Origin of the sequence: Synechococcus sp. R6-10 (genome assembly GCF_047461815.1) — a bacterium.
In the GTDB taxonomy this organism is placed as follows: Bacteria; Cyanobacteriota; Cyanobacteriia; order Thermostichales; family Thermostichaceae; genus Thermostichus.
This window is the reverse complement of record NZ_JANSHW010000275.1, coordinates 1-10,205: the sequence shown is the minus strand read 5'-3', so window position 1 is coordinate 10,205 and position 10,205 is coordinate 1. Positions and strand designations below refer to the sequence as shown.

Genomic DNA, 10,205 nt, shown 5'->3' with positions numbered 1-10,205 from the left:
CCGCGCCACCCGAAACCCACCGTAACTCTCGCCGGCAATGAAAATGGGGGAGAGCCAGCGTTTGTATCGGGAAAGAAAGCCCTGAATGAATTCTCCCAAGGATTGCAAATCCCGCTCCACATCCCAGAAGGGCGATTCCTTAGGAGGCTCCTCCGCCTTAGCATCCGGCTGAGGGGGCTTGGATGCCGGATCGGATTTCTCCCGGGAATCTTTGGGGTCTTGAGAATCCTTGGGCAGGGCGCGGCTGAACCCCGTCCCCACCGGATCGACAAAGACCAGGTCGGAAAAGGGCAACCAACTTTCGGCATTGTCCACCAGCCGCACCGGGGAGGGGGGCAAACTGCCGTTGGGCCCGAAGCAAATCCGTTTGGGCCCCAGCGCTCCCATGTGCAGGTAGGCAGAAGCTGCCCCAGGCCCACCGTTGAACACAAAAGTGAGAGGGCGGTGCTGAGAGGCGGAGTCTTGCTTTAGATAGGCGACGTGAAAGATCTCGGCCACCGGCTTTTCCCGCTGGAAAAGGGTCTGCCAACCGGCCAGCGCTCTGTAGGTAAAGCTCTCCTCTCCAGCCGTAAACCTGTGCTCGGTGGAGAAGAGGGGGGAAGTGGGCTTAGATTCAGTAGCCATGAAAACAGGGATCCGCAGTCTGATCCCCAGTGAATCACAAGTTGCCGACCCTCAACACTCCCAGAGGAATCTCCAAACGGCACCTCACAAAGTCAGCGGAGCTTCCAAAGTTAGATTGAAAGATTGGCCGGGGCGCAGCACCACCACCTGGGGAGCGGTAACATTGCCCACCACCACTCCGGTCACGGCGCCTCCTAAGACATTGCCCACCGAGACTCTGCCCGTGATGGCCCCCAAAATGGCTCCCGCGGCTGCCCCAATGGCTGCATCCTGAGCGATGGCCTCAGCCGAATACTGACGGGGATCCTTTTCGTCGTGGAGGATGTTGGAGGAAGCCCGCAGGCTGTAGGTACGACCGCCGAGAACAATGGAAGTGCCGACAAAGCGGGATCCGCCCGGTGCAGGTTCCATCTGTCCAAAAATGCGGCTACCCGCCGGGATCACCAAGCGCCCCTGGCTGTCAAAAATGTTCTGAGTAACGGCCACTTCCAGGGGATAGACGGTGTCGGGATAAAAGTATTGCGGCCCTTCGCTACTCAGGCTGCCGACCGGGATAATCGTCCCCTGCTCAAGGCGGTAGGCACCCAATTCAAAAAGCGGCTGAGCCGAACTGGGCAAGGGGGCCAACGCAGGGATCCCGGCCAGGCCAAGAATGGCTGCTGTTAAGATAGCTTTCATGAGTAGAGTCTCCAATGCTTCTCCAAGTTCTGCCGAGTTCTGAGCAGTTGCCTGAAGCTATTCCAAGTCAATTTGCTTCCTTGTCTCAGCTTCTCTCCACTTCTAGGTTATCGAATCCTTCCTAGGGCTTGTTTTCTCCCACAAGTCGATTTGTTTTCATCTGTTGGCAGTTTGGGTGGCCATCCTGCAGCACAACTTCTCTCAGAAATGCTGGAAGGCTTGCTGACGACTGAGGGCTTGCCCGTCCTTCAGCCAGACGGTTCCCTGCGGATCCCAGCCTGTCACTTCTCCAATCCAAACGGCCCCCGGCAATCTTTCCAACAGATGCTTGGCCACCGACACCTCGGCACTGAGGAGCAGCTCAAAATCTTCGCCTCCATAGAGCGCCCACTCCCAGGCTTGGGCCGGAAAAGCCTGCCGCAAAGCTTCTGAAATCGGGATCCGCTCCACCTCGATCCTCGCCGCCACCCCGCTGGCCTGACACACCTGCACCAGGGCATCTGCCAAACCGTCGCTGGTATCCATACCGGCAATGCGCAAGGGATCCGGGATCCCTTCCAAGAGGGGCACCAGATCCAGGCGCGGGCGTGGGTATTGGTGAGCCCTGATCAACTGCTCGCGCTCGGCCGCCGTAGCTGAGGATCCCTGTTCAGGATGGAGAAGCAGCTCCAAGCCTGCCCGCGCATCTCCGTGGGGCCCTGTTACCACCAGCCAATCGCCGGGTTGAGCCCGTCTGCGCTGAATAGCCCGCCCCGGCTGCACCGATCCCAGGGCCGTGATTGCCACAAATCGATGCGGCGACCGACACAGATCCCCTCCCACCAGTTGGCATTCCCAGCGGGCGCAACAGTCCCGCATCCCTTGATAAAGCTCCTCCACCCAAGCAACCGGTGTGGAGCCCGGCAAGCCCAAACCCACCACCAACGCCTGCGGACGGGATCCCATCCCGGCCAGATCCGACAGATTGGCGGCCACCGCGCGCCAGCCCACCGCATGGGCCGGGGTCGTCAGATCGCTGAAGTGAACTCCCTCCACCAACACATCGGTTGTCACCACCAACTGCCCCTCCGGAGCAGCTAACACCGCCGCATCGTCTCCCACCACCTGGGCCGGACAGTAGCGCTGCACGATCTGCAGCAGCCCCGCCTCCCCAATTGCTGAGATGGGTAGGGGGGAAGGATCGCCGTTTTGTGGAGAAGCACTGTCAGGAAGACCGGAGAACAAAACAGCCCTCTGAGGGTAGCGAGGATAACACAGCTGCAAGATCTGGTGGATGCTGGAGTCTTGTTGGATATTTCCAAGGATCCCGCCTGCACGCCACAGGCAAGCTGGAGAATTCTACCCCGCCGTCCGCTGTCCAATTAGGGCATAGAAGGGATCCCCGCCTCCGCCTGCCCAAAAGCCCAGCCAACCCATAGGGGCAGGCCGCTGGATCACCTTCACCACCGCAAACCCCGGCACCGACTCAAAATAGCGCCTGACCAACTCCACTCGCCCCGCCTCAGAGTTGTCCCGCCAAGCCTGGATCGCCTTCTGGAAAAACATGCGATTGGAGAAGCTGACGATGAACAGGCCCTGGGGCTTTAGGATGCGATACACCTCGGCAAACACCTGCTCCGGCTGCTGCAGATATTGCACCGAGACCGTGTTTAGCACCGCGTCGAAGGATTGATCAGGGAAGGGCAGACTTGGGTTTTGGTTCAAGTTTTGGATGAAGAAGTGATCCAGCCGGGGGTTGGCCGCCAGTTCCTCCGGGTTCATCCCATGCCCCTCCACATGGGCAAACTCCATCTCAGGTGGCAAATGGGAGACCCAACTGCTCATCAGATCGAGAATGCGGGTCTGGGGCCGCAAATGCTCGCGGTACAGATCGGTGAGCTGGCCGATGAAGCCAGAATCCACATGAGTCACGAAGCGAGGATAGCTGTAAAAGAGGGCATCGTCGCTGGGATCCAACTTGGAGCGCTGCCAATCCTTGAGCACCACCATGGCCAAACGGTTGCAAATCTTAATCAAAGCTAACATTTTGGAAGCTTCGGAAAAGGGGTGGGCGTGATACCTTAGCAGAGCAACAGTGGCCATTTCGCGAAGGACTCTTTGCCGTGATGTCTGTGTCTCACCCCTCTTCAGCGGCTCCTTCTTCTTCTGGGTCTAACTTTGGCCTGCGGGAGTACGTAACCGAACTGCAGCTCCACATGGCTCTGCAGGCTCGCAGCCTTACTCCTTCTCTCAGCGTTTCCCCAGCCCAGGACAGCCCCCTGGCTCTGGTGCAGCGGGCACAGGCAGCTATGGAGAAGTCCGTTTCCCGCCAGTGGCTTTGAGCGGCACAGCCTGGGCAGAGATGCTCAGGCCAAGCTTTTGCGCAACACCCCCTGCACCAGCAGAACCGACACTACGACAAACCCCGTCAAGAGGCCCAGGGATCCCGCCAGGGTGAGATCGCCCCAGGGAGCCTGCAGCACCACATCGGCCCAGCTCCAATGGCTGCTGCGGTAAACATGGCGGATGGGCTCGATGGCAAAAGTGAGGGGGTTGAGGCTGGCCACCCAACGCAGCCAGGTGGGCATAAAGCTCAGGGGAGCCAAGGCCGTGCTGGAAAAGATCAGGGGCAAGTTGACCAAAAAGATGAAAGCCAGCAATTGCTGGTGCCCCGGCATGGCAAAGGCCAAGCCCAAGCTCAGGGCCGTGAAGCCCAAGACCAACAGGCCCACGATCAAGGCCACCACCGCCAAGCCTGGCCCGTCGGGGATCCCGGCCCCAAGGGCGTAGTCTGCCCCCACAATGACTGCCGTCTGCAGCAACGCCAAGCTGACGATAAACAGGCTAGAAGCAAGAACAATGGAAAAACGAGAGGTGAGGGGAGCCACCAACAACCGGTTCAAAAAGCCAAATTCTCGGTCGAAAATCACCGGCACTCCGGCATTCAAGGCTCCACCAAAAGCCGTAAACACGATGACTCCCGCCCCCAAAAACTGGGTGTAGTTTTGTCCGGCCCCGAAAATGCCGGCAGGAGCATTCTGAAACAAGGCTCCAAATAGAATCAGCCAGAGCAACGGCTGGATAATGCCAACCAGCAAGGTTGTGGGGCGACGCTTCAGTTGGATAAACAAGCGGCGGGTGAGGGCAAAGGTCTCCTGCCAAAAATCAGCCGTCAGAAGGGGGATCGGGTTGGGTTGAACCGAGGAAGAGGCAGAGTTCATACCAAAGCTCCTGTAGGGTTGCGATCAATCAATCCATTCCAAATCCATCTACCAAATACCTCGATGTGCCTTTGTATAGGGATCAATAGGGCTCGATCATGAGGGGATGAAGTTACTTTTTCTTTTTGCCCAGATTGGCCTCGGCAGCGGCCAGCTCCGCATCCATGAGGGTTTGCCCGGTTGCCGCCAAATACACATCATCCAAGCTGGGACGAGACTGGGTGCTGCTGAACACCTCTAGCCCATGAGCCTGCAAGTGGGCGCGAATCTGGCTGAGGGGATCCTCTCCATTCCGCTGCACCACCAGGTTCAGGGCGTTGCCCTGGGCGCTGTTGATCACCACCTTCTGGACAAAGGGCAGGGATCCCAGCAGTTGGGCACCCCGTTGGGCCAGTTCCGCCGGGGCAAATTCCTGCAGCTTGACGGTGATGCGCTCGCCGCCGACGCGGGTTTTCAGCTCCTCGGGGGTTCCCTCGGCAATCACCTTGCCCCGGTCGATGATGGCCACCCGATCCGCCAGCAGGTCGATCTCCTCCAGGTAGTGGCTGCTGAGCACCACTGTGATCCCTGTGTTCTTGAGTTGGCGCAAAAAATCCCAGATGGCCAGCCGACTGGGAATGTCCAGGCCCACCGTGGGCTCGTCCAAGACCAGCACCTGGGGTTGATGGAGCAGTCCTGCCGCCAGATCCAAGCGTTTGCGCAGCCCGCCGGAGTAGGTACCGATGAGTTGGTCGGCGCGGTCGGTCAGCCCCAGCAGCTCCAGGACGGCAGCGATTCGCTCTTGGGCCAGGGGGCGCGGCAGGTGGTAGAGGTCGGCCTGCAACTGCAACAATTCTCGCCCGGTCAGCACCTTATCCAAGGCCACCTCTTGGGCAACAAACCCCAGTTTTTCTCGTACCGCTTTGGGGTTTTCGCTGGCTGGGATCCCGTACACCTCTATCCGGCCCGCATCGGGACGAAGCAAGGTGCAAAGGCAATGCAAAGTGGTGGTCTTGCCGGCCCCATTGGGGCCGAGAATGCCGTAGATCTGGCCGGGTTCCACCTGAAACGAGACGTCCGCCACGGCCACTGTGGATCCGTAGCGCTTTTGAAGTTGCTCTACCAAGACCGCAGGAGTATCTGACATGGGTATCCACATCTCGCTTTCTCTAGGCTATCAAGCCTGTTCGGGAGATGAGGCCAGGGATCGCCACCATTTCTTGCTCGTTGCCGCCAGCCCCCTAGGGATGGTGGGAGCTGAACCGAGGCTCACGGTATAGTGGTTCAGGCGAATCCGATGAGTGCAGAGGGATCCCCGCCCATCCTCAACTCAGTCCGGTTGGGTTTAACCCTCGCCAAGGTGTCTGTTGTGGAGAGGAGATGAATGCTGAAGCCAAGGCATGCCTGCCGGCCCCTGCTGCCGACTTGTGGGAGCTCGGATTCCCCTATCGAAAAAGGATGCTCTGTTGTAGCTTATACAGCCTTGGCCATTTTAGCGCTTGGCTTGGTCGGTTGCGGCGAGGGAACAACTCCTCTGGGCCCCCTGGAAAATGTCTTCCTGCGGGCGGATGATTTTGAAATCACAGGAGGATCCCCGGCAGCGGGCGCAGTGGGGCCCTACCTACAGTTCAACATGCGGCGGCAGCGGGATAACCAAATCCTAAATCGCCCCCTCAATGTCTATGTGGACAATGCCGGGCTGGCAGAAAGGCGGAATCCCCTTTTGGATAACCAAAACCGTCCTATTCTCTTACAGCGCTCGGTGGCCTTCTTGGGCAATGGGCTGGATCTGAACAGAGATGGCCAGCCGGATCTGCCCCCCAAAGAACCCCCCAACTTCACCAGTGGCCCGCTGCTGCCCTACACCCCGCCCAATCAGTGGCAAAGCCGGGCTGCCCTTGCCTATGTCCCCGGACAGGCCAATATCCCCGGACGGGGCCCCAGCGACCGCTTTGGCATCTACTTTTCTTCCATCCTGCCCTACACCGGGCAGCTTCGCTTTCGCGCCCGCGACGAGCTGGGCAATGCCTTTGCCCGCACCTTTGAGGTCACCTACCCGCCGGCAGCCAGCCGCGCCACGGTCACGGTTACCTTGGCCAACCTCACCGCCACTGCCCAAGAGCCGGTTCTCATTGCCATTTGTAACCAGTTGGGAGCTGCTGCCGTGGTGGGCCTGCGGAGTGGCACGTTCACCGAGCTGGTGGATCTCCTGCCGGCCCCAGAGCTGCCGGTGGATCCCATCTTGAGCGAGCCCATCCGCTATGTGGCCGAGGCTTATCAATTGAACCGCGATCGAGCCGTCATCCGCGTTTCCCAGAATCCCACGGATCCCAGCCGCATGAGCGTTCCTCTACTGGGATTTGAAGGGACAACCGGTCGGGCAGATCTGACGCTGGTGAACTCTGTAGGGGATCGGCTTACCTGCTTCAACGATCGGCTTTCGGATCTGCGGGATACGTTTTCTGACTTTTTCAGATAGTCAATTCAGATAGTCAATTCAAATAGCAATGAGACACTGGCCAGTAGAATAGTCCGACTCGCAAAAGCAGGCCTTGTCACTTCATCAACAGAAGTTCCTCCATCTGCATGCATCCTTGCCCTCTTGAAAGCACTGCGGTCGCTTCAAACTAGATTGAGACGCTCCCCAAGCGTTCCGCGCTGCTTTTACCGACTCCCATACCCTTCCCTTCCGCTGTATGACCGGCTTTGTACGTCTGTGGGTCTGCTCCCTTCCTGGACATGCCCTACGACTCTCTCTCAGGTCAAGGCTTCTTTCTGAGGTCTACTGGCATGCCATCCTACCTGTAACGTCATCTCATCCTCAACTGAATTGACCATAGATCTGGAATCGTTTTACTGGTGTGCGAAGCAACTATACTTGCAATGTCGTGAAAGCGGCTCAACCGACAAAACCTCAGGGCAGATGCTGCAAGGCCAGCGCCAACTGTTCGTACTCTGCCAAACGGTTGTAGACCTGGGCCGAGATGCGTACCCAAAGCTGCCCGGCGAAGGGGATGATCGGAACCTCAATGCGGTACTTGTACCAGAGGTAATCGTGAAGCCGACGGGCGCGCTCCTCAAGAGGAAGCTCAGGGATCCACTGCTGCCAAAATGGCGGCAAGGGTAGGGTGGCCATAAAGCCCAACATCTTTTCGGGGGCGGGCGGGATCCCCTCAAGAGCCTCCAAGAGCAACTGCCGCGCCTGCAGCAGCAGAGTGTGGTTGTGCTGACGGATGTTGTCCAGTCCCACCCCTTGGATAAACGCCAGGGCTGCTGAAATGGCCAACCAAGCGCTGGGATCCCGTGTGCCCACCCAGTCGAACTCGGCTGTGAACCCTTGCCCAAAGCCGTGGGAGATCACCGTAGGATGGGTTTGGGCCTGTCGGTGGGGGGCCACCCACAAAAAGGCACAGCCTTTCGGGGCAAACAGCCACTTGTGGGCATTGCCGGTGTACCAATCGGCCCCCAGCCTTTCCAACTCCAAGGGGAGAACCCCAGGGGCATGGGCGCCATCCACCAAAACCGGGATCCCGCGCTCCCGACAGAGGCCGATCAGCTCAGGCAGGGGGTAGATCAGAGCCGTAGGCGAGGTGAGGTGATCCAACACCGCCAGGCGAGTTTGGGGAGTGAGGATGGCCTCGAAGGCCGCGATAACCTGCTCTGGCCCCGCAATGGGGAAAGGGATCTGCGCCTCAACTGGGATGGCTCCCCACTGGGCACAGATGTACTGCAATGCCTGACGAACGGCCCCGTAACCGTGATTGGTGCAGGCGATCTGATCCTCTGGCCGGAACCGCAGCGAGCGCAAAACGGCATTGACCCCGCTGGTGGCATTTTCCACAAACACCAAATTTTCGGGTTCGGCCCCGACGAAATGGGCCAGTTCTGCTGCCGCCGCCCGCAAGGCTCGAGGAAGTTCCTCTCCCATAAACTGCACCGGCTGAGCCTCAAGGCGTTCCCGCCATACACTCTGGGCCTGCAACACCTTTTTCGGGGTCGCGCCATAGGAGCCGTGATTCAAAAAAACGACCTGCGGATCCAGTTCCCACAACGAGCGTTCGCAAAGCGGTGCATCGGCGCTGAGGGCAGAGCTAAAGCGAGGAGAAGTGGATCCCATATTGGGGAAAGAAGGCATGGTTCACTCACTCAAGCCCTAGAAGATACACGAAAAAGATGTGAGAATTCCTGCGATCTGCATGAAGGGTTTGCTCAGAAATCCAAGAATGTCAACACAGCTACTGTGGAGACCGATGGCATCTCAGTTGAATATCGAAACCTGAGGCCCCCCGGAGAAAGATTCTCTTGGGTTGATCTATTGGCCGTTACCGGATTCCGGGCTGAGATCCGAGAGAGGGGCAATTTTGCTGAGCTTGATTTTAGGGTTGCTGGCAACAAACTGCTGTAAAGTCCACTCGTTCTTAAACAGAAGAACGGGCCTGTCTTGAATGTCTTTAACAACTAGGGTGTTAAACAAGCTGGGAATATTCTCCAGCGCCTTCCAGCCATTCTCGACCCAGCGAGCCAGTGTGTAGGGCAACATCTCCAGTCGGGTTTCGACGTTGTATTCACTTTCAAGGCGATACTGCAAAACCTCAAACTGCAACTGGCCCACCGCTGCCACAATCGGATCCCGTTTGGAATCGTCGATAGAGTACATGATTTGTACAGCCCCTTCTTCCCGCAGTTCCGCTACCCCTTTCTGGAACTGCTTAAACTTGGAAGGATTGGGATTTTTCAAGTAGGCAAACAGCTCAGGAGAAAAGCTAGGGATCCCGGCGTAGCGCAGCTTCGGGCCGGTGTAGATGGTATCCCCAATGGTGAAGATGCCGGGATTATTCAGGCCGATCACATCCCCAGGGTAAGCTTCATCGATGGAGATGCGCTCTTGAGCAAACAACTTCTGGGGATAAGATAGGCGAATGGGACGATTGAGGCGGGCATGGTTGACCACCATATCCTTCTCAAACTTGCCGGAACAGATGCGCACAAAAGCAACGCGATCCCGATGGCGGGGATCCATGTTGGCCTGCAGTTTAAAGACGAAGCCCGTAAACTCAGGATGTTCGGGCGGGATTAGCCCAGCAGTGCTCTCGTGAGGCATTGGCGGTAAGGAATACTCCAAAAATGCATTGAGGAAAAGCTCCACCCCAAAATTGGTCATGGCACTGCCGAAAAAGACCGGGGTTTGTTTGCCAGAATGCACCTGTTTTAGATCCAAGGTGGGCATGAGACCATCCAGCAGTTCCAGCTCTTCCTTGAATTGGTAATACAAGTCCTTGTCGATCAACTCCTCAATTTGCGGATCCCCAAGTTTAATGACGGTATCTTGAACTTTTAGCCGCCCCCCAGATACCCGCTCAAAGAAATGAAACTCCTGAGTCCGACGGTCAAATAGGGCAGTAAACCGCTCGCCTGAGCCAATTGGCCAGTTGACAGGATAGGGCTTGAGGCCCAGTTCCGTCTCAATTTCATCCATCAGCTCCAAGGGATCCCGACTTGGGCGATCCATCTTGTTGATAAAGGTAAAAATCGGCAGCCCCCGCATCTGACACACTTCAAACAGCTTGCGGGTCTGGGTTTCCAACCCTTTGCCGGCATCTTCCAGCATCACGGCATTGTCAGCCGCTGCCAGGGTGCGATAGGTGTCTTCGCTGAAGTCCTGGTGGCCGGGAGTATCCAGCAGATTGAGACGAATGTTGCGGTAATCAAATTGCAGGACGGTAG

General features: G+C 57.8%; 10 protein-coding genes. 2 read left to right on the top strand and 8 right to left on the bottom strand.

The window, feature by feature from the left end; translation table 11 throughout:
* The 4 genes from NW837_RS08510 to NW837_RS08495 all read right to left on the bottom strand — a co-directional run.
* Positions 1–624, bottom strand: a 624-nt coding sequence (locus NW837_RS08510; protein WP_414330667.1) for a S10 family serine carboxypeptidase-like protein, incomplete at its 3' end; no start/stop codon positions are given.
* 84 nt (positions 625–708) lie between these two features.
* Positions 709–1,302: a hypothetical protein gene (locus NW837_RS08505; protein WP_414330664.1), complete on the bottom strand. Its 594-nt coding sequence runs from the start codon at positions 1,300–1,302 to the stop codon at positions 709–711.
* 201 nt (positions 1,303–1,503) lie between these two features.
* A complete protein-coding gene (gene thiL / locus NW837_RS08500; RefSeq protein WP_414330661.1) occupies positions 1,504–2,526 on the bottom strand; it encodes a thiamine-phosphate kinase in 1,023 nt (340 codons plus the stop codon).
* A gap of 114 nt (positions 2,527–2,640) precedes the next feature.
* Positions 2,641–3,291: a class I SAM-dependent methyltransferase gene (locus NW837_RS08495; RefSeq protein WP_011433463.1), complete on the bottom strand. Its 651-nt coding sequence runs from the start codon at positions 3,289–3,291 to the stop codon at positions 2,641–2,643.
* A 116-nt stretch (positions 3,292–3,407) separates the two neighbouring features.
* On the opposite strand from NW837_RS08495, the gene NW837_RS08490 reads away from it, so the two are divergent.
* A complete protein-coding gene (locus tag NW837_RS08490; protein WP_011433464.1) occupies positions 3,408–3,623 on the top strand; it encodes a hypothetical protein in 216 nt (71 codons plus the stop codon).
* Positions 3,624–3,647: 24 nt separating this feature from the next.
* Here NW837_RS08490 and NW837_RS08485 read toward each other — a convergent pair whose 3' ends face one another.
* Both NW837_RS08485 and NW837_RS08480 read right to left on the bottom strand, forming a co-directional pair.
* Positions 3,648–4,502 carry an ABC transporter permease gene (locus tag NW837_RS08485; protein ID WP_414330658.1) on the bottom strand — a complete coding sequence of 285 codons (855 nt, stop codon included), beginning with the start codon at positions 4,500–4,502 and terminating at the stop codon, positions 3,648–3,650.
* A 112-nt stretch (positions 4,503–4,614) separates the two neighbouring features.
* Complete coding sequence (locus NW837_RS08480) at positions 4,615–5,628, bottom strand: ATP-binding cassette domain-containing protein (RefSeq protein WP_414330655.1); 1,014 nt, start codon at positions 5,626–5,628, stop codon at positions 4,615–4,617.
* Positions 5,629–5,964: 336 nt separating this feature from the next.
* Between NW837_RS08480 and NW837_RS08475 the strand changes: the two genes are divergently transcribed.
* Positions 5,965–6,960: a hypothetical protein gene (locus tag NW837_RS08475; protein ID WP_414330652.1), complete on the top strand. Its 996-nt coding sequence runs from the start codon at positions 5,965–5,967 to the stop codon at positions 6,958–6,960.
* A gap of 435 nt (positions 6,961–7,395) precedes the next feature.
* On the opposite strand, the gene NW837_RS08470 is transcribed toward NW837_RS08475, so the two are convergent.
* Both NW837_RS08470 and prfC read right to left on the bottom strand, forming a co-directional pair.
* Complete coding sequence (locus NW837_RS08470; protein ID WP_414330649.1) at positions 7,396–8,616, bottom strand: aminotransferase class V-fold PLP-dependent enzyme; 1,221 nt, start codon at positions 8,614–8,616, stop codon at positions 7,396–7,398.
* 177 nt (positions 8,617–8,793) lie between these two features.
* The coding region (gene prfC, locus NW837_RS08465) for a peptide chain release factor 3 (RefSeq protein WP_414330647.1) at positions 8,794–10,205 on the bottom strand (1,412 nt) is incomplete at its 5' end.